The sequence below is a fragment of the Sediminibacterium sp. genome, assembly GCF_030695065.1.
GTDB lineage: Bacteria > Bacteroidota > Bacteroidia > Chitinophagales > Chitinophagaceae > Sediminibacterium.
In genome coordinates, this window is sequence record NZ_JAUYTR010000025.1 from 101,806 (window position 1) to 118,995 (window position 17,190).

Here is a 17,190-nt window from a genome sequence, read left to right on the forward strand (position 1 = left end):
ACGGTTTTTTTATTTGGCTACGTGAATTATATATTTCTCCTCAAAATAAGACTCAGGAAATATTTTGAAAATCGGCATCATTTTAGGACGGGCACCACTCTCAAAAATTTCTTGATTGAGGTCGCCCCCTTTTAAACAAATCAAACCATTTCTTAACCCCCCATCTGTAATTGGCGTGGTAGGTTTTTTTATGAGTGGCATGCTCCACTTCAATAATTCTTTTAATGGTGCTACTGCTCTAGAAACGGCAAAATCAAATTTTCGGTTAGTAATGTCTTCGGCTCTGGTATGTTTGGTGGTGATATTTTTTATACCTGCACCTTCGCAAACAGCTTCTACTACTTTTAATTTCTTAGCAATGCTGTCTACCAAATGAAATTGAACTTCCGGAAAAAAAATGGCCAATGGAACACCAGGAAATCCGCCACCACAGCCAATATCAATGATATTCATGCCCTTGGAAAAGTCTGCAATAGCGGCAATGCTTAAGGAGTGTAAAACATGGTGTAAATAAATGCTATCTATATCTTTTCTAGAAACTACATTTATTTTAGCATTCCAATCTTTGTATAATTCTTCCAATAATCTATACTGCTCTAGCTGTGTGGGCGTAAAGTCGTCGAAGTATTTGGTTATTAGTTCCAGTTTTTGCGGGGCGCTTTCCATATAGCAGGTACAGTAAATAGGTAATAAAAAAACATCCAAATATCTAAGAACAAGAACCAAGGATATAGGTCTTTCTCATTCAGTTTGTTCATGCCTTTGTACAATACAATAGCTTGTACAATAAAGCGAAGTGCAAAAACACCAACGGCCAATTGCCAGTTGAAAAATACGATGCTCAATACCATTAATGGGTAAACCAAGAACAAGGAAAACGAATACAATCCCAATAAAAATTTATGTATTGGTTTATAATATTTACCTGTTGAATAGTGGCGATATTTTTGGGTCATCCATTCTCCCCAGCTATTTTTGGCATCACTTAATGTATGCGTATCGTGGTCTAATAAAATGGCTGTATTTTCTGCAGTTGCTACTTGGTTGATGAACAAATCATCGTCTCCACTTGGTATTTGATTAATGGAAGAGAAGCCTTTGTTTTTAAAGAAAATTTCTTTTTTATAACTTAAGTTTCTACCAACGCCCATATAGGGTTTGCCTGCCAACGCATAAGAGAAATATTGTAAAGCAGTGTGGAAAGTTTCAAAACGAATCAACTTATTTAGTAAACCAGGTTTCTTATGATAGGCACCATAACCTAAAACAATTTCTGTTTCATCTTCATATGCTCCTTGCATTTTCTTTATCCAGTTTTCAGATGCCGGAACACAGTCTGCATCTGTTAATAGGACAATTTCATACTTAGCGCTTTTAATCCCCATAGACAAAGGAAATTTCTTACCACTGATCATCTTAGCTTCTTGGGTAAGTTCTATCATATTCAGGTTCTTAAAAGAGCGCCTGAATTCGTCAATTACATATTTACTTTCGTCGGTAGAGTTGTCGTTTACTAAAACCACTTCATGCGTGGTGGCATAATCTTGTACTAGTACTCCAGGTAAATTTTTTACCAAATTATGGGCTTCGTCTCGTGCGCATATAATTACCGAAACAGGATGTTCAACTGAAGTTTCTTTTTCGATTGCTTTATAATAAGCCATTCTTCTAAAGAAATACAGGTAATAAAAAACCTGTATAGCTATAACAGTACAGAAAAGTCCGAAACAAATGGTCCAGACAATAGCGGGTATGATCATGCCGCAAAAATAGGGCAAAGACCACTACTTTTGTAGGATGGCCGCACTAAGTTTTACACTAAAAAATACCGCAAATGGATCTGCAGCAAGAGCGGGTGTTATTGAAACAGACCATGGAACCATTCAAACGCCCATCTTCATGCCAGTAGGCACCGTAGGGTCGGTAAAAGCAGTAACCCAACAGCAATTGAAGTTGGATGTACAAGCCCAGATTATTTTAGGCAATACCTATCATTTATATTTAAGACCTGGAACAGAAGTGTTGGAAGCAGCGGGGGGATTGCACCGCTTCAATGGATGGGACCGCCCCATTTTAACCGATAGTGGTGGATACCAGGTATTTTCTTTGGCAGCCAATAGAAAAATTAAGGAAGAGGGGGTAGTATTTCAGTCTCATATTGATGGAAGCAAGCACTTGTTTTCTCCTGAGTCGGTAATGGATATTCAGCGAAGTATTGGAGCCGATATCATCATGGCATTCGACGAATGTCCTCCGTATCCAAGCACGTATGAATATGCTAAAAAAAGCATGGAGTTAACCCATCGTTGGTTAAATAGGTGTATTGCACGATTGGCTGAAACACCTGATAAATATGGCTATACACAAAATTTATTTCCCATAGTACAAGGAAGTACTTACAAAGATTTGCGAAAAGCCTCTTGTGAATTTATTGCTTCCCGTGGAGCAGTTGGGAATGCCATTGGCGGATTAAGTGTAGGAGAGCCCGAAGACATGATGTACGAATTTACTGCATTGTGTACAGAGCACTTGCCTTTAGATAAACCTCGGTATTTAATGGGTGTAGGAACTCCATGGAATTTATTGGAGTGTATTGATTTAGGTATTGATATGTTTGATTGTGTAATGCCCACTCGCAATGGCCGAAACGGTATGTTGTTTACTACACAAGGCGTAATTAATATCCGAAATAAAAAATGGTACAAAGACTTTAGCCCCATTGATCCTGGGCTGCCTTCTGAAACCAGCCAGTATTATACTAAAGCATATTTGCGTCATTTATTTGTAGCAGAAGAAATTTTGGGATTACAAATCGCCAGCATACATAACTTAAGTTTTTATTTGTGGTTGGTGGGTGAAGCAAGAAAGCATATTCTAGACAATACATTCGGCAGTTGGAAGAAAGAAATGTTGGAGATACTAAAGCGGCGATTATAATCCCCTTGGAAAACAGCATGTGGATAAGCGTAAACTAAATTTATATTTATTCACTTATATACTAATTGTATTTAGTGTTGCAAATTCAGTGGTAGATTAGCATTACTTACTAATCCGCTACCTCTGAAGCCCTAAAATTGATACATCCATTTTCATGGATGTATTTTTCTATCTTTGAGTTAATGAAGAAGCTTGATTGGTACATACTCAAAAAATTCCTCACTACTTTCTTCTTTGCTATATTTCTTTTTGCTGTTATTGCTATTGTGGTAGATGTAAGCGAAAAGACCGATGATTTTGTGCGTTCACAGTTGGGTTTTAGGCGGATTATAACCGACTATTACGCAGGCTTTATACCACATATAATTGCCCTCTTATTTCCATTATTTGTTTTTATTGCTGTAATCTTTTTCACTTCTAAAATGGCGGGGAATAGTGAAATAGTTGCCATACTAGCTAGTGGAACTGGTTATTCAAGGTGGTTAAGACCGTATTGGATAGGGGGAATTTTAATGGCTACTTTATTATGGTTTGCCAATCAATATATAGTTCCCAAGGCCAATGTATTGCGCGGTAATTTTGAAGCGAAATACATAGATGCCAATTCTAGTTATAACGCGTTATTGGGTCAGTCGAATCATATTTATTTGCGCATAGACTCATTCACTTATGCGGGCATTCATTATTATGATACGCTGGTAAAAAGAGGCGGCCCAGTATTTTTGTACACGGTAAAAGACAATAAAGTAACCGAAAACCTGAGAGCAGAATCTATTATTTGGGATACGGCCAGTAAAAAATGGAAGTTGGATGTTTTATTAGATCGGAAATTGAAACCCATGCAGGAGATGGTGGTAAATGAAACCACACGATTAATGAATTTCAATTTTAAACCATCCGATTTAACGCGAGATAAATACACCAAAGACAAATTAACAACCCCAGAATTAACCCGATTTATTGCATTGGAAGAATTAAGGGGATCGGAGGGCTTGAATAGTTTGAAAGTAGAGCGATATAGGCGAGACGCTACTTGTGTAACAGTAATTTTGTTGACTTTGATAGGAGCTATAGTAGCGGGAAGAAAAGTTAGGGGCGGAAGTGGGGTGCATTTGGCAGTTGGTTTTGTAACAGCAGCATTGTTCATTATCACCGATCGATTCTCTACCATATTTTCTACTAAGGGTAATTTGCCACCATTAATGGCAGCCTGGATACCTAATATGATATTCCTAATAGTTGTAGTATATCTATACAGAACGGCACCAAAATAATTATTTGTGAAATTTTGAAACAAGACTGGCATTGATTTTGTTGTAGTTGCAACTTCAATTACCTTTGAAACATTAGATTATCTAACAATAGATTGCCATGGGAATAATCAAAGACAGGTTTAAAGCAAAGGCTGATATAGCCAGTGCCGAGATAAAATCAATTATTAAGGAACACGGAAATAAAAAAGTAGGGGAAGTAACCCTGGCCCAGATATACCAAGGAATGCGTGGTATTACAGGTTTGGTTACCGAGACCAGCTTATTAGATGCCCAAGAAGGAATTCGCTTCCGCGGACATTCTATTCCAGAATTGCAACAAAAATTGCCCAAGGCACCCAATGGCGGAGAACCTTTGCCAGAAGGATTATTCCATTTAATGTTGGTAGGAGACTTGCCTACAGAAGAAGAAGCCAACCATATTACCAGTGTATGGCAGCGCAGAAGCCATGTTCCCAATCATGTATTTGCAACCATTGATGCATTGCCGTTGAGCACACATCCGATGACCATGTTTGTGGTAGGGGTAATGGCCTTGCAAACAGAAAGCAATTTTGCTAAAGAGTATTCCAAAGGAATGAATAAGAAAGACTATTGGAATGCTACTTACGACGATGCTATGGATTTGATTGCACGTTTGCCAAGAATTGCAGCTTATATCTATAGAAGAAAGTACAAGAACAACGATCATATTCAACCCAATGGTTTGTTAGATTGGGCAGGCAACTTTGCCCATATGATGGGATACGACGATGAAAGCTTTAAGGAGTTGATGCGTTTGTATATGACCATTCATGCAGATCATGAAGGTGGAAACGTTTCTGCACATACCACCCATTTAGTAGGTTCTGCATTAAGCGATCCATTCTTGAGTTATGCAGCAGGAATGAACGGATTAGCGGGTCCATTGCATGGATTGGCTAACCAAGAAGTAATTAAGTGGATTTTTGAAATGCAAGAGCAACTAGGCACTGATAGTCCTAGCAAAGAGCAGATAGCACAATATGTTCAAGATACGCTTACATCTGGTAAAGTAGTACCAGGATATGGCCACGCAGTTCTGCGTAAGACCGATCCAAGATTTACTGCACAAATGGAGTTTGGTAAAAAGCATATGCCCGATGATAAATTGGTGAACACTGTTTGGAATATTTACGAAACAGTTCCACCTATTTTACAATCATTGGGAAAGATTAAAAATCCTTGGCCGAATGTAGACGCACATAGTGGAGCATTATTGGTACACTACGGATTTGTAGAGTATGAGTTCTATACAGTATTATTTGCCGTAAGCCGCGCGTTAGGTGTTATGGCTAGCTTATGTTGGGATAGGGCATTGGGCTCACCATTAGAGCGTCCAAAGAGTGTTACCACCGAGTCGGTAAAATTATGGTTAGAAGGTAAAGATCAAATTTGGGAGTAAATTGGTTATTCAACAGCGCATGCTGTTAAGAAATATTGAGACAGAGCCCGACTATAAAAATGGTCGGGTTTTTTTGTTGGTAAGATTTGTATATGATTAGCCTATTACTCTATTGTCTCGAAACTTGTTTTATTGTAATTATGTTTGTCCAATTGAACAAATACTGCTCCAACTATTTTGTGATAAGTCAGTTGTTTCGTTGTCATTTCTTTGTACAAGTTGTCCATACGAAAAAGTCGTCCAAAATAGTAAAAGTGTTATAATTAATTATATGTCTCATTTTGGTTGCCAAGCTGCTTGTAAAAAAATAGCACAAAGCGCAAAATGCTTGTCATCTATAGGAGTTTGAATAATGTAACTCTTATAGAAAATTATGTAAAGCTGCTCAGTAGCCCAATGAGTACTTTTACAATTATTACAAATCATTAGAATTTTTTAAACAAAAATACAATGGGCAATCATCTTCTAAAAATTACTTCAATTAACAATATCACATATAATGTTTTGCGAATTGTTACCAATAAACCTAATGGATTCAACTTTAAACCTGGTCAGGCGGCTAATATAGCTATTAACAAAAGTGGTTGGCTAAAAGAAGTAAGACCGTTTACATTTACGAATTTACCAGCCAATAATTCTTTAGAGTTTACCATAAAAACATATCCAGAGCAGGAAAGCGTCACCAACGAGTTGTTAAAATTAAAACAAGATGACGAGTTAGTCTTACATGATGTTTTCGGAGCAATTACTTATAAGGGTGAAGGTGTATTTATAGCCGGTGGTGCTGGCATCACACCATTTATTTCTATTTTCAGAAATTTAAAAGCAAAAAATGAGTTAGGTAATAACATGTTATTGTTTGCTAACAAAACAAGAGCTGATATTATTCTTGAAAGCGAATTAAACGATATGCTGGGTGAAGCATTTGTCAATATCCTATCAGACGAAGAGGTGCAGAATTACCATTATGGCAGAGTAACAGAAGAATTTCTAAAAGAGAACGTGACTGATTTTAATCAACAATTTTATATATGTGGTCCACCACCAATGATAAAAGATGTGGAAATGCAGCTAATCAATTTAGGGGTAACCCAAGACCATATTACAAAAGAAATATTTTAAAATTGAACACCATGGAAACACTAAATCAAGGTTTTAATTTAACTATCCCAGTAAATAATTTTCATCTATCCTACGACGATGTGGGCGAAGGAAGCACTCCAATTATTTGCTTACACGGATTTCCTTTCGACAAAACGATGTGGAAGGGGCAGCTTGATTTTTTGGAATCCAAAAATCGAATAATTGCCTGCGACATTAGAGGTTTTGGAAAATCAACCGATGAGACGTCGTACTTAAGCATTGACTTGTTTAGTGAAGATTTAATAGCATTTATGGATGCGTTAAACATTGATAAAGCAATAATTTGTGGGTTATCAATGGGTGGTTTTATAGCACTTAATGCACTGAAAAGATTCCCTGATCGCTTTGAGGCATTAATATTATGTGATACACAATGCATTGCTGATTCTCTAGAAGTACATGAAAAAAGATATGAGATAATTGATGAAATTAATACTAATGGAGTTGCTAATTTTAATGAAGGATTTATAAAAAGTGTATTTCACAAAGATTCAATAACGAATAAAAAGGAACTAGTTGAGAAACTGCGTGGTGTGGTATTTGCTAATTCTGAAAATATTATCAAAAAAGGATTGGTAGCACTTGCTGAGCGATCTGAAACTTGCTCCACTTTAAATGAAATAGCCATTCCCACCTTGATAATTTGCGGCAGCGAAGATGAAGTGACACCACTGGTTCAATCTGAATCAATGCTTTCAACTATTAAAGACTCAATTCTTCACGTTATTCATAATGCAGGTCATGTTTCCAATCTTGAGCAGTCCCAAGAATTCAACGAACAGCTTCTCAATTTCTTAATTTTTTTAAACGACTTGAATTTTAAGAAAAATAATGGGGAAAAGAGGATAGTTTAATGATCATTTATTTGAAAGGTTAACTCGCAGGAATTGTTATTTGCTTTTGTTTATAGCCTCCCCGGTTTTGCGTAGTTTGGATAATCTGTGATCCTACTGGAGGCTTGGCCACTAAAGCCGGATAGCAAAATTTTCACAAGAACCGGTGTAATACTTGTTCAGTTTTTCAGAGTAAATAATGTAAACTGTGTAGTGCATAAAAAAAGCCCCTATAAAAGGGGCTTTGAAGTGGAGAGTATCGGGGTCGAACCGACGACCTCTTGCATGCCATGCAAGCGCTCTAGCCAACTGAGCTAACCCCCCTTAAGAGTGCAAATGTATAGGCTGATTGTATTATGGCAAAATATTACTTCTGAAAACCCTTTAGACCCCCAAATCTGACCCTTCACCTCAAAATTGGGTATCAAATGGGTATCAAAAACCAAAAAGGAACAGTTTCAGTAGAAAACTTCAGGGGCAGAATCAGGTTAAGATGGAGGTATCAATCAAAAAGATATTCCTTAAACCTCGCCTCTTATAACAAGATTAACCTTTTACCTGCTCGAAAGATTGCTCTATTAATTGAACAGGATATTTCACTTGACAAATTTGATTTTACTTTAAACAGGTATAAAGCCAGTACTTCAAAATCAAACCCCACAGAAAAAAGTATGGTTGAATACTTTGAGGAATGGACAACCACCTATAAACAAATGGATTGTGAAAAGCATACAAACTATAATTCTGTGAGAAATATGCTCAAAAAATGGGGTAAAGTGGAACAAACAAACATTCATATAAAGCTTAATACAGAAACCTTTTGTGGTGCAACTTATAATAGGAGGCTTACCATGTTGAAGGATTTTGTAAAATGGCTTGTAAAGGCTCAAATTTGGACGTTTAATCCATTAGAGGATATAAACCCTAAGAAATACAAAAAAGCCAAGCAGCCTAAGCGCAAGCCCTTTACAGAAGATGAAATCAGTAGTATTTTAAAGGCTTTCAGAAATGATACATATACTCCTAAATTTTCTGCCTATAAACACTCTCATTATTACCCTTTTATTTATTTTATTTTCAAAACTGGAGTAAGAAACGCAGAAGCAATAGGCTTAAGGGTTAGTAGTATAGATTTGAATAGCAAGCAGATTCATATTAAAGAAGTTTTGGCAAGGTCAATAAAAGGAACAAGTGCAGCACTTAGAATCAGAAAAGAAACAAAAAATGGCAAAGAAAGAATATTGCCATTAACTCCTGATTTACTCGATATCCTTAATCCACTTATAAAAGGAAAGCAAAAAGACGACTTAGTATTTCAATCCCCAAATGGGTTGGCAATAGATGATAATAACTTTCAGCCAAGGGTTTTCAAAAAGGTCTTAAAAGGGTTGAATATCGAAGAAAGGGTTTTATATGCTTGTAGACACACTTTTGGGAGCAGATGTATAGATTCAGGGATTACACCAGTTATGACAGCATTTCTAATGGGCAATAATCCTGAAACTGCATTAAGGAACTACACTCATCAGATAAATATTCCTAGCAATTTGCCAGAGATTTAAATGTACCAATTTAGCTTCTACAGCTATGGTTAATAATGTTTATGATGTTAATAGGCAGAAAAGAACAATCAGTAGGGTAATTGCTTTGGATAATGGGTTTGTTTAGCTATTTTTATTCTTTTTCGTTTATTTCCTATTCTTCTATTCTCGCAAATGAGTATTTGTTAGTTTCATTAATGTTATCTACACCAATTAAAATTGTCAAATCTTCATTATACTTGAAAGTTAAATTAAAATAAATATCATCGTATTTTATATTTGTTTGAATTTCTATATTTTTTGTTATTTCATTTAGTTTATAGCTTGTAATTGTAAACCATTCTTTAGCTATTTCTTCTGAACTTATTTTATATACTATCCTATTATGGATTTTTACATTAAAAATTTCCTCTTTATATAAAGGATTTTTTAAACTTACAAACCAACTTCCATTTAAAAATTCAACATTGTTTTTGTTTTCATGAATTTCTTCTTCATCTTGATATTTGCTCAATTTAATTTTTTCAGAATCTAAACTTGCTTGAAGAAGAATCATTTTATTATTCAAATCATTTATTTCTTTCTTTTTTTCATTTATTGATGCATGAAAGTCATTATTTTCCTGCTTTAATTCATTTAGTTCATTGACCAATTGTTCGTTTCTTTCAATGATTTTACTTTCCTTCTCAAGAACGTCTTCTAAAGTTTTAGTTCTTAATTCATATATCTCACGCAGTTTAATGTATTTCTCAACAGAAATTTTACTACCCTTTGCAACTTTAATTTTAGAATTAGTTCCCCATTTCTTAAACCAAACATCTGCTATTTCAATTCCATTTCTCAAAAATGGATAGAATAATGAATATGAAAATGCTGAAATTAAAGGTAACCAAAAGCTTTTCCATGTGCTTAGAAGTGAATTTGCATAATCTATATAAACATTATAATAGAATATTGTAAATCCACTTACATCATACTTAAATATTGTAGTAATAAACATCCAGTTAAATGCTAACCACGATATTATAAAAGAGGAGAAAAAAGGACTTGATATTCTTTCTTTCAAGTCTTTAAAAAAATCATATACTTTATCCATCAACTTAAATTGTAATATAAATCTAATGTATATTTAGTAATAACAAAATAGTCAGTCAATTCTCTATAGATTTGGCTGACTGACCAAATTCAAATTATTCAAAATGCTAAAAATTTTACTCAATAAATATTACCCACAATACTTACAACTTACTGAATTTAAAAACATTAAGGCTTTTGAGACTTATTATAGTAAATGGTGGAATGAAAGGAAAGATGAATTGCAAGAATCTTATTCAGATACAGATGATGGGCGAGAGTTTTGTTTTTATGATAGGGAAAATGGGGAGGAAATTAATAAACTAAGATTCATTAAATCAAAACTTCAAATTTCTCTTATAGCTGCTAACATTTGTACGATTATAAAAGAGAAAAACAGTATGGATTTCCAGTCAGTAATGTTCAAAAACTGTATATCTGAAATAGATTTAATGCACTTTGAACTTGGAGAAAAGAAATTCTTAACTGATAAATACCCCTTTATTTTGGATGAGTTAAATAAAATTAAAGACAGCTTGATTTTGAATTTTGGTTATCTTATTTCAAAAAAAGACAATCTTAATTTTGGAGCTCATACACCCAAGATACAATGGTTGGGAAGAACCAATCTTTTAACTACACTCTTATATGATTTATGGCAAGGTCAGGATAATGGTTCAAAATTACCTTCTTCTAAACCTCTTATAAAAGCTCAGCTAAAGGAATTGACAGAGCTATTAGTTAATAATTTTATTGATGAAAAAGGGAATCCAATGAAAGCAAGTACTATTTCTGATTATCTTAATACTTCTAAACCTAATAAACGAGCAAAGAAAGGAGTACGTTTAGAAATTCCTATTTAATATTTCATATATGAGCTTAATTATAAACTTAGCTAGTAAAATAGCAAGCACTAATCAAAAATGCATTTTTATTAAGACTAGTCTTGGAAAAGATGTATTTCTAAAAAATTACGTGCTTTGTTTTCTAAGAAATGAGTTGCCAGTCAGTATTAAGGATTTGTTTCTTCATTCATTAAATCTGCCAGACTATATTTTGAAAAGTGGAGATGTTTTGAAAGTCTATATTGGGAAGGGAGAGAATGGAATATTAAAATCAAAGAACAATACAGTTTATAAGATATTTTGGGATTTAGATGAAGAAATATTTTCTCATAAAGAAGTATTTTATTCAATTGAATATGTAGAGAGAATTGATATCAAAAGAGGCATGTATTAACTATGTATTTTGTCCTAATAGGATAGTGTTAGGATTTTTTACCTCTTCCCCAACTTGCAGCTTTGTGTAAACAAAATCAAAAAATAATGTTTACAAAAGAAACAACCCCTGCAACAGTCAATCAGTCAAAAGAAGTACTTTCTAATCTGACTGATAATCAAAAAGAGTATCTAAAATCATTAAAAAATGTCTTTTTCGACCCTGAAAATGACCCAGAGCAATGTCTAGAAGTATTAATGGATTATAAAGAAGGGTGGGAGGGAAATATAATAGAAAATTCAGAAGAAGATATCCCTGAAGAAAAAATAACGAGTGATGATGATTTGACCTTTAATGAATATACCATTACTGGAGATAAATTAGTTCAAATAGCTGTAGACTCAATTCCCCATTTGTGGTATCCATATTTCCCAACTACAGGGCTTGTTGGAATTAGTGGAGCAAGTGAAGCAGGTAAAAGCACCTTTGCAAGACAATTGGCTTTAGCTATTTGCAATGATGAAAATACTTTCTTGGAACACCCACTTTACTTACAGCATAAAAGTGTATTGTATATTTCAACTGAGGATGACCAAACAAGTATGAGTGTTCAGATAAAGAAGCAAACATTGAGCAGATATAGAGATGGGTTATCAAGGTTTAAATTAGGGTTAAATATTGCTAATGTATTCACTTATATACAAAATGAATTAACCAAGCAAAAGGCTGATTTAGTAGTGATAGATGTATGGGCAGATTTATATGGAGAAAGTTCTAATGAATTATCTAAGGTGAGAAAGAATCTGAATAATTATTCAAATCTCTGTAGGTCTTTCAAGACTTGTATCTGTATTATCCACCATAATACTAAACACTCAAAAGATAATGAGCCAAGTAAGACTAATTTGAATGGCTCACAAGCTATAGAAGCTAAGCTAAGGACACTTTTAGAATTAAGAGAAATTAATGGCACATCTAAGCAACTTTCAATAATAAAAGGCAATTATATTCCTTTCGAATTGAAGAAGAAAAGGCTAATATTATCTCAAGGAGATGATTTGAATTTGGATTTTCAAGCAGAGCAACTTTACGAAGTTGAACAAGGAAAGAAAAGTCAGAATTCTTTTGATGAAGTTTGTAAAGAAAGAGCCATTCAGCTATATACTGTTGAAGGTTACAGTCAGCATAATACCTGTAAGATTTTAGTGAAAGAATTTGGGGATAAAGCACCCTCCTATGGTAAAATGAATCCATGGTTAAAGGGCTATAAAAAAGGTCAGGCAAAAAAAGAGTAGGATATTGATTGACTGATAATTTTCCAAAGACAGATTTATTCTGTCTTTTGGTGTTATGAATAGTTTCTAATTACTATTGTAAAGTACTAGTATATTGTAAAGAATTGAACATTTTATTTTTATTACATCCATTTAGAATATTTTCTCTATGAGTTTAGTAAATGACAATTATCCAGCAGGTGCTTCTCTTTCTCTATTTATACATTATAAAAGGAGCCAACTGATTATTGACAAATAGAATAAACATTATATAGTTATTTCAAAAAAACAGTGTTTTAACCCATTATAAATAAGTATTTCTACTTGATAATTTTAATGCAAAAGCAAAGTTTGGAAAATGAATAAACACTCAGATATAACTGCTTTAAAATTATACCCCCTCTATTTTTGATACCCCACTTCAAAAAGTACCCCCTACCTAATTTTTCTTTAAAAGACTTTCTAGAGTCCACTCCCCAAAAACCAGGCTCAGGTTTGGGCAAGCCTTGATATACCCCCTATACATGTCATGGAGGTAGACAAGGCTACTCATACATTGAATATTCAGTGTATTTATTTATTCATCATTAAATACAAAGAAGATGGTAACAGTTACAAACTATGCAGTTCGTACAACAAAAGATGACAAGAGATTTATTACTCTAGAGTTATCTGGAAAAGTCGAGTTAGTTCAGTCCCAAGAGACTGGTAAATTTTATGCTACTCGTAGAAGGTGTTCAATCCCTTCAACCTTTGATGAGCATGTTGCAAAATCAATTATTGGTACTGAGATTGAAGGAGAAATTGTTCGTGTACAATCAGAACCTTATGATTTTACTAATCCTCAAACTGGCGAAGTAATGTCATTAGCCTATAGTTGGGCATATCAGCCAGAAGGTGCAAGTGAAACCATTGGTGAAACTAGAGTAACAATTATGGACGAAGCATAGACAAGACAGAGAAAGCAGGACTGAGAAGTTCTGCTTTTTTATTTTAAACATTTCAAATTAAAAATTTATGCAGTTAATTACAGCTAGCAGAAAGAATGCTAAAATCAAAATGGCACTTCAGGGCCCAAGTGGTTCAGGGAAGACCTATTCCTCATTACTAATTGCTTTTGGTTTGTGCAATAATTGGAGTAAAATAGCAGTCATTGATACAGAGAACCATTCCTCAGAACTATACTCTCATTTGGGTAAGTATAATGTTTTACATGTAGAAGAACCTTTTACACCTGAAAGGTATATTGAAGCTATTCAGTTATGTGAGAAGGGAGGAATGGAAGTTGTAATCATTGATAGCATCACTCATGAGTGGATGAATATCCTTGAGGCACATAGTAAGATGACTGGTAATAGTTATACCAATTGGAGTAAGCTTACCCCAAGACACAATGCCTTTGTGAATTACATCTTGCAAAGCCAAGTACATATTATTGGTACAATTCGCTCTAAGCAAGAGTATGTATTATCTGAAAAGAATGGCAAACAAGTGCCTGAGAAAGTTGGGTTAAAGGGGGTGACCAGGGATGGAATGGATTATGAGTTCACTTTAGTGTTTGAAATTGACATTAAGAACAATGCAATTGCTACTAAGGACAGAACTTCCATTTTTAAAGGAACACCTGAGTTTGTAATTACTTCTAAAACTGGCAAAATGATACTGGATTGGTGTAATGAGGGAGATAAAGTATCAGAATCAAATAAGGAAGTATTCAAAAGAATAAATAGCTGCAAAAGTCTAGATGAATTATTACAGTTGTATTATCAGCAGCCTGTAGACAACCCAACTATCCTTAGTGCGTTTACTGAGAAACGAACAGAACTAGAAAAACTTGCTACTCCATCTCAATTAACTGACCCAACAAATATCAAACCCAATGGAAAACTTAAAACTGCTCAATCATAGTGAGAGTGAGTATATCGAGCATGAATTGATTTTGCCTATTAATAATCTTCCTGTAGAAGTAAGTACAGATAATCCCTTCATACATGCCAATACCACTCAAATACCATTTAGTGAGCTAAATGAAAAGCATATAATTCCTGTTTTCATTAAGGATAATGAGCCAGTAATTAGTTGCCATGATTTTATTAGTGTCACTAGTGATGTGGTTCAGGATATATATGGGCATGAAACGATCCTATGCCCCAATATCAGGGTTTCGCATCCTATAAAGGGAAGAGTGCCAGAAGCTAGAAATAAGCCTGCAAATGAACTATTAGAGCATGAAAAGACCTTGTATTATGAAAGGATGGCTTATATAATTGAAATTCCCACTATTTACGATGTAATAGATGGAAATAAACTTTCATTAACAGTTGGTGGAGTTAAGTCTTACCATTTAGATAACCTTAATTCCAAAAAAGGCAGTGATGAGCATTTTAAAGTGTTCATAGGATTCAAGAATCAGGTTTGTACCAATCTATGTGTTTGGTCTGATGGATTGTATGCTGACTTAAAAGTCACTTCTATTGGTCAATTAAAGGCGCTTATTAGAACCCTTCTTGAAAAGTACAATCCTAATTTCCACTTAAGGCAAATGGAGCTTTTAACAAAGTATCATTTAACAGAGCATCAGTTTGCAACATTAATTGGCAGATGTAGGATGTATCAACATTTATCATATTCCATGAAAAAGGATTTGTCTCCTATGCTTCTAGGTGATTCCCAAATTGGAATGATTTGCAAAGACTATTATAGAGATAGTAGTTTCTGCAAAAATGAGGATGGTACCATCAACCTCTGGAAATTGTACAATCTATTTACAGGTGCAAATAAGAGTACTTATTTCGACAGTTTCTTAGATAGAAGTGTAAATGCTTATCATTTCATTGAGCAGATACGTTTTGCCCTCCAAAACCAAACCAATAACTGGTATTTAAATTAGTAACTAGTCCTGTAGGTGAAAACTTACAGGACTTTTATTTTATTAAAAAATGAGTAATTCTTTAAGATTAAGATTTGTTACTGATAGTTGCTTATTAGTTGTAAAGCAAAATGGTAAAATGGTGGTTTTGTATACCCCATTTAGGGTATTAACAATTATTCCTGTAGAAGGTCTTAATATCCATACCCAAGTATATGTTGATGCTGTTTTTCATCACCATCAATACAGATTATGCTTTCTAATCAATGGGAAGCTTTACCCATACAATTATTTCCAAATTAATGTATCCTTTTAAAAAGAAAATTATGAATGCCTATAATGTCGTAAATGTCGCAGAAATACAAGTAAGTTATAATCCAACTTGTTATAATAATCCTTTAATATCACGAAGCCAAGATGCTTTTAATGTATTAAGGAAGTTTATACCTAATGAAACAATTTCACTACAGGAACATTTTCTTGTTATGTTTCTTAATAATTCAAATATGGTATTAGGTGTTTATATGCTTTCAAAAGGTGGAATAACTAGTACTTCAGTAGACCCCAGATTAATATTAGCTACAGCATTAAAGGTCGCTGCAACTGGTATGATTTTATGCCATAACCATCCATCAGGTAATTTGAAGCCTTCAGAAGCTGATAAAATGCTCACTAGAAAATTAACAAATGCAGCAGCTTTTATGGATATCAAGATTGCAGACCATATAATTATGTCAGGAACAAATAACAGTTACTTCAGTTTTGCTGATGAAGGACTTATTTAATATTGATTTCAATTTATATCTTCCTTTGAATTATTTTAATTTTACTTTGGACTGTAGTTCTATTTACTATTAAATAAATTCCAGAATAATGACATTAGAAAGTCTAGGCGATTATTTAAAAGGGAAACCTAAGTCAATATTAACTTGTGTGCATTTAGGTAATCAATTATCATTTTCTCCAAAATGCTATACTAAAAATGCATTTTTTTATGATGAAAATCGAAACCTTGTAAAACGTTTGGATTTTCATGTTCCATCCAAGCTTATTGATACTTACACATATATTACTAAAGCGAATTATGAAAATACTATTAGGTATGAGTTTCTGGGTAATCAAATTGTACACTACAACATTTACCAATTTGATAAGTTTAGGAACTTGGTTGAAGATGAAGAAATTAGTAAAAGGGGTTATTCGCTAACGAAAACTTATTATACCTATGATGCAAATAATAATTTGATTTTTAAGAAAAAAATTGATTGTATGTCTAATTTAATAATTTATTCTTGCTCAATCAAATATACCAGTGATAGTTCTAGAATTGAAACTGCTGAAATTAAATACATGAATAGTGTAGAAAAGACTTGGCTTGGTACTTTTGAGTATGAAGATAATATTATCATATCTGAAAAATATCTTTTTAATAATAAAAGGTATTATGAGTATCAAGTAAAACAATTGGATAAAAAGGGAAATTGGATAAAAAGGGAGTTTAATTCCAATTTTTATAAAAATCATATTTATCAGAGGGAGATTGAGTACCACATTTAACTTCAATTAGTACTGATAAAATTGTGTAAGAAACTATTTCACTTGGAATT

At 33.8% G+C, this 17,190-nt stretch carries 18 protein-coding genes and 1 tRNA gene; 15 read left to right on the forward strand and 4 right to left on the reverse strand.

Annotation, left to right across the window (positions count from 1 at the left end; genetic code table 11):
* Positions 1–9 precede the first annotated feature (9 nt).
* Complete coding sequence (rsmG, locus tag Q8S25_RS14420) at positions 10–666, reverse strand: 16S rRNA (guanine(527)-N(7))-methyltransferase RsmG (RefSeq protein WP_305538819.1); 657 nt, start codon at positions 664–666, stop codon at positions 10–12.
* On the reverse strand, positions 636–1,760 hold the full coding sequence (locus Q8S25_RS14425; protein WP_305538820.1) for a glycosyltransferase: 1,125 nt from the start codon (positions 1,758–1,760) through the stop codon (positions 636–638). The genes rsmG and Q8S25_RS14425 overlap by 31 nt, the downstream gene beginning before the upstream one ends.
* A 37-nt stretch (positions 1,761–1,797) precedes the next feature.
* Between Q8S25_RS14425 and tgt the strand changes: the two genes are divergently transcribed.
* From tgt to Q8S25_RS14450, 5 genes are all read left to right on the forward strand, one after another.
* Complete coding sequence (tgt, locus tag Q8S25_RS14430; RefSeq protein WP_305538821.1) at positions 1,798–2,937, forward strand: tRNA guanosine(34) transglycosylase Tgt; 1,140 nt, start codon at positions 1,798–1,800, stop codon at positions 2,935–2,937.
* A gap of 182 nt (positions 2,938–3,119) precedes the next feature.
* Positions 3,120–4,211 carry an LptF/LptG family permease gene (locus Q8S25_RS14435; RefSeq protein WP_305538822.1) on the forward strand — a complete coding sequence of 364 codons (1,092 nt, stop codon included), beginning with the start codon at positions 3,120–3,122 and terminating at the stop codon, positions 4,209–4,211.
* Positions 4,212–4,308: 97 nt separating this feature from the next.
* Positions 4,309–5,631: a citrate (Si)-synthase, eukaryotic gene (locus tag Q8S25_RS14440; RefSeq protein WP_305538823.1), complete on the forward strand. Its 1,323-nt coding sequence runs from the start codon at positions 4,309–4,311 to the stop codon at positions 5,629–5,631.
* Positions 5,632–6,081: 450 nt separating this feature from the next.
* Complete coding sequence (locus tag Q8S25_RS14445; protein WP_305538824.1) at positions 6,082–6,753, forward strand: flavodoxin reductase; 672 nt, start codon at positions 6,082–6,084, stop codon at positions 6,751–6,753.
* 11 nt (positions 6,754–6,764) lie between these two features.
* Positions 6,765–7,628 (forward strand): alpha/beta fold hydrolase, encoded by an 864-nt coding sequence (locus Q8S25_RS14450; RefSeq protein WP_305538825.1) that lies wholly within the window; start codon positions 6,765–6,767, stop codon positions 7,626–7,628.
* A 229-nt stretch (positions 7,629–7,857) separates the two neighbouring features.
* Here the strand turns inward: Q8S25_RS14450 and Q8S25_RS14455 are convergent.
* Positions 7,858–7,931, reverse strand: a tRNA-Ala gene (locus Q8S25_RS14455).
* Between the two features lie 104 nt (positions 7,932–8,035).
* On the opposite strand from Q8S25_RS14455, the gene Q8S25_RS14460 reads away from it, so the two are divergent.
* Positions 8,036–9,169, forward strand: a complete 1,134-nt coding sequence (locus Q8S25_RS14460) for a site-specific integrase (protein ID WP_305538826.1) — start codon at positions 8,036–8,038, stop codon at positions 9,167–9,169.
* Between the two features lie 133 nt (positions 9,170–9,302).
* Here Q8S25_RS14460 and Q8S25_RS14465 read toward each other — a convergent pair whose 3' ends face one another.
* Positions 9,303–10,244 (reverse strand): hypothetical protein, encoded by a 942-nt coding sequence (locus Q8S25_RS14465; RefSeq protein ID WP_305538827.1) that lies wholly within the window; start codon positions 10,242–10,244, stop codon positions 9,303–9,305.
* 103 nt (positions 10,245–10,347) lie between these two features.
* Here Q8S25_RS14465 and Q8S25_RS14470 point away from each other — a divergent pair, with 103 nt between their 5' ends.
* The 9 genes from Q8S25_RS14470 to Q8S25_RS14510 all read left to right on the forward strand — a co-directional run bounded on the left by Q8S25_RS14470 (position 10,348) and on the right by Q8S25_RS14510 (position 17,140).
* Entirely contained in the window at positions 10,348–11,085 is a 738-nt protein-coding gene (locus tag Q8S25_RS14470) for a hypothetical protein (RefSeq protein ID WP_305538828.1), read from the forward strand.
* Between the two features lie 10 nt (positions 11,086–11,095).
* Positions 11,096–11,461: a hypothetical protein gene (locus tag Q8S25_RS14475; protein WP_305538829.1), complete on the forward strand. Its 366-nt coding sequence runs from the start codon at positions 11,096–11,098 to the stop codon at positions 11,459–11,461.
* Positions 11,462–11,547: 86 nt separating this feature from the next.
* A complete protein-coding gene (locus Q8S25_RS14480) occupies positions 11,548–12,735 on the forward strand; it encodes an AAA family ATPase (RefSeq protein ID WP_305538830.1) in 1,188 nt (395 codons plus the stop codon).
* A 581-nt stretch (positions 12,736–13,316) separates the two neighbouring features.
* Positions 13,317–13,664, forward strand: coding sequence for a hypothetical protein (locus tag Q8S25_RS14485; protein WP_305538831.1), 348 nt, complete (start codon positions 13,317–13,319; stop codon positions 13,662–13,664).
* 67 nt (positions 13,665–13,731) lie between these two features.
* Positions 13,732–14,622, forward strand: coding sequence for an AAA family ATPase (locus Q8S25_RS14490; protein ID WP_305538832.1), 891 nt, complete (start codon positions 13,732–13,734; stop codon positions 14,620–14,622).
* On the forward strand, positions 14,594–15,604 hold the full coding sequence (locus tag Q8S25_RS14495) for a DUF3871 family protein (protein ID WP_305538833.1): 1,011 nt from the start codon (positions 14,594–14,596) through the stop codon (positions 15,602–15,604). Before Q8S25_RS14490 ends, Q8S25_RS14495 begins: the two co-directional genes overlap by 29 nt.
* A gap of 49 nt (positions 15,605–15,653) precedes the next feature.
* Positions 15,654–15,899, forward strand: a complete 246-nt coding sequence (locus Q8S25_RS14500) for a hypothetical protein (protein WP_305538834.1) — start codon at positions 15,654–15,656, stop codon at positions 15,897–15,899.
* A gap of 10 nt (positions 15,900–15,909) precedes the next feature.
* Positions 15,910–16,368 (forward strand): RadC family protein, encoded by a 459-nt coding sequence (locus Q8S25_RS14505; protein WP_305538835.1) that lies wholly within the window; start codon positions 15,910–15,912, stop codon positions 16,366–16,368.
* An 88-nt stretch (positions 16,369–16,456) separates the two neighbouring features.
* Positions 16,457–17,140 carry a hypothetical protein gene (locus Q8S25_RS14510; RefSeq protein WP_305538836.1) on the forward strand — a complete coding sequence of 228 codons (684 nt, stop codon included), beginning with the start codon at positions 16,457–16,459 and terminating at the stop codon, positions 17,138–17,140.
* Positions 17,141–17,190 lie beyond the last annotated feature (50 nt).

Bases quoted from the DNA above. Each gene is read 5' to 3' on its own strand.
- Q8S25_RS14495 (WP_305538833.1), top strand. From the start codon at position 14,594: ATGGAAAACTTAAAACTGCTCAATCATAGTGAGAGTGAGTATATCGAG.
- rsmG (WP_305538819.1), bottom strand. From the start codon at position 666: ATGGAAAGCGCCCCGCAAAAACTGGAACTAATAACCAAATACTTCGAC.
- Q8S25_RS14505 (WP_305538835.1), top strand. From the start codon at position 15,910: ATGAATGCCTATAATGTCGTAAATGTCGCAGAAATACAAGTAAGTTAT.
- Q8S25_RS14485 (WP_305538831.1), top strand. From the start codon at position 13,317: ATGGTAACAGTTACAAACTATGCAGTTCGTACAACAAAAGATGACAAG.
- Q8S25_RS14435 (WP_305538822.1), top strand. From the start codon at position 3,120: ATGAAGAAGCTTGATTGGTACATACTCAAAAAATTCCTCACTACTTTC.
- Q8S25_RS14470 (WP_305538828.1), top strand. From the start codon at position 10,348: ATGCTAAAAATTTTACTCAATAAATATTACCCACAATACTTACAACTT.
- Q8S25_RS14425 (WP_305538820.1), bottom strand. From the start codon at position 1,760: ATGATCATACCCGCTATTGTCTGGACCATTTGTTTCGGACTTTTCTGT.
- Q8S25_RS14490 (WP_305538832.1), top strand. From the start codon at position 13,732: ATGCAGTTAATTACAGCTAGCAGAAAGAATGCTAAAATCAAAATGGCA.
- Q8S25_RS14460 (WP_305538826.1), top strand. From the start codon at position 8,036: ATGGGTATCAAAAACCAAAAAGGAACAGTTTCAGTAGAAAACTTCAGG.
- Q8S25_RS14510 (WP_305538836.1), top strand. From the start codon at position 16,457: ATGACATTAGAAAGTCTAGGCGATTATTTAAAAGGGAAACCTAAGTCA.
- Q8S25_RS14480 (WP_305538830.1), top strand. From the start codon at position 11,548: ATGTTTACAAAAGAAACAACCCCTGCAACAGTCAATCAGTCAAAAGAA.
- Q8S25_RS14450 (WP_305538825.1), top strand. From the start codon at position 6,765: ATGGAAACACTAAATCAAGGTTTTAATTTAACTATCCCAGTAAATAAT.
- Q8S25_RS14445 (WP_305538824.1), top strand. From the start codon at position 6,082: ATGGGCAATCATCTTCTAAAAATTACTTCAATTAACAATATCACATAT.
- Q8S25_RS14440 (WP_305538823.1), top strand. From the start codon at position 4,309: ATGGGAATAATCAAAGACAGGTTTAAAGCAAAGGCTGATATAGCCAGT.
- Q8S25_RS14500 (WP_305538834.1), top strand. From the start codon at position 15,654: ATGAGTAATTCTTTAAGATTAAGATTTGTTACTGATAGTTGCTTATTA.
- Q8S25_RS14475 (WP_305538829.1), top strand. From the start codon at position 11,096: ATGAGCTTAATTATAAACTTAGCTAGTAAAATAGCAAGCACTAATCAA.
- tgt (WP_305538821.1), top strand. From the start codon at position 1,798: ATGGCCGCACTAAGTTTTACACTAAAAAATACCGCAAATGGATCTGCA.
- Q8S25_RS14465 (WP_305538827.1), bottom strand. From the start codon at position 10,244: ATGGATAAAGTATATGATTTTTTTAAAGACTTGAAAGAAAGAATATCA.